Raw genomic sequence first — 1,219 nt, 5'->3', positions numbered from 1 at the left:
GGTGTGTTGTGTGCAGAGGAGGTTGAATGTGTCATATCAAAATCTGGGCGTGTTGCAGTTGCGCGGAATCTTATCACTCATTTAACCCAGAGAGAACGCCCAAGGCTGTAAAAAAACACAGTATCTATTATTCGCCTTCAAACGAGTATCTGTATGCCTGACATAGTGAGTGCAGAGACCAGAAGCCGGTTGATGGCCGGGATTAAGAATGCCAATACCAAGCCGGAGATACAGATTCGTCAGTTGCTGCATCATGCTGGATTTCGCTACCGTCTGCACAATGCAGCCTTGCCAGGCAAGCCGGATCTTTGGCTGGCGCGCTACCGTGCAGTGATCGAGGTGAATGGTTGTTTCTGGCACGGACATGACTGCCATCTCTTCAAACTACCATCGACCAGAACCGACTTCTGGCAAACCAAGATTGCCAGCAATCGTGCGCGTGATGCCCGTCATCTGGCCGAGCTTGAACAGCTGGGGATCCGCCGTTTGACGATCTGGGAGTGTGCCCTGAAAGGGCGCTTGCGACATGATCCAGAAAGATTGATTCTGGTTATCAGCTGGTGGCTGACCAGTGGTACAAGTCATTGTGAAATTGCTGGTGGATGTGAGTTAAATTATCAGGATGAATAGAAAATAATCACATTAATATTGAAAAATGCTCTTTATTCAACCGCCTTGTTATATCAATTTGTATGGTTTTGATGTGTGGCGGATATTATTTTTTATTATCCATTCATATGTGGAAATGGTATGATTTTGAATGTTGTAAAATGGTTTTACTGGTAATGGTGGTGATATGAATTCTGATGTTTTGATAGGTGTGTTGAATCGTCGTTACCCTATGATTGGTTTTTCTGCAGATTGGGTTTATCAGACATGGTTAATAAGCGGTGATGTAACTAACGGACTGGTGATCTTCGAAAATGAAGATAGCGGTTTGTATGAGTTACTATCATTTTCATATGATGATGACGAAGGTTTAATTGCTAGGATGGTATTTTCAGGTTCTCTGTCAAATGTAATTAAAACGGCAGGGGTTGATTGCAAAAAATAGACTTTCTTGACACCTAACGGTTGTACTTGAATTTTTCTTTTCTAAAAAGAGATAGCACTAACAGTAATTAGTTATCAAATATGGTTTTATCTCTTGTGGTTGGGCAGTGATAGATCACCACCTGGAGGTAACCATGATCAGCCATATCGACCATCTGGTATTGAC

2 protein-coding genes are annotated in these 1,219 nt (G+C 42.6%); both read left to right on the top strand.

Annotated elements, in window-relative coordinates; genetic code table 11:
* The first annotated feature begins 153 nt into the window (after window positions 1–153).
* Entirely contained in the window at window positions 154–630 is a 477-nt protein-coding gene (locus LD28_RS0112770; RefSeq protein ID WP_033137345.1) for a very short patch repair endonuclease, read from the top strand.
* A 166-nt stretch (window positions 631–796) separates the two neighbouring features.
* Window positions 797–1,054, top strand: coding sequence for a hypothetical protein (locus tag LD28_RS23070; RefSeq protein ID WP_156120221.1), 258 nt, complete (start codon window positions 797–799; stop codon window positions 1,052–1,054).
* The last annotated feature ends 165 nt before the right edge of the window (window positions 1,055–1,219 follow it).

The organism is Aeromonas finlandensis, from assembly GCF_000764645.1.
In the GTDB taxonomy this organism is placed as follows: domain Bacteria; phylum Pseudomonadota; class Gammaproteobacteria; order Enterobacterales; family Aeromonadaceae; genus Aeromonas; species Aeromonas finlandensis.
The sequence above is the reverse complement of the archived record's forward strand: the minus strand, read 5'-3'. Positions and strand labels throughout refer to the sequence as shown.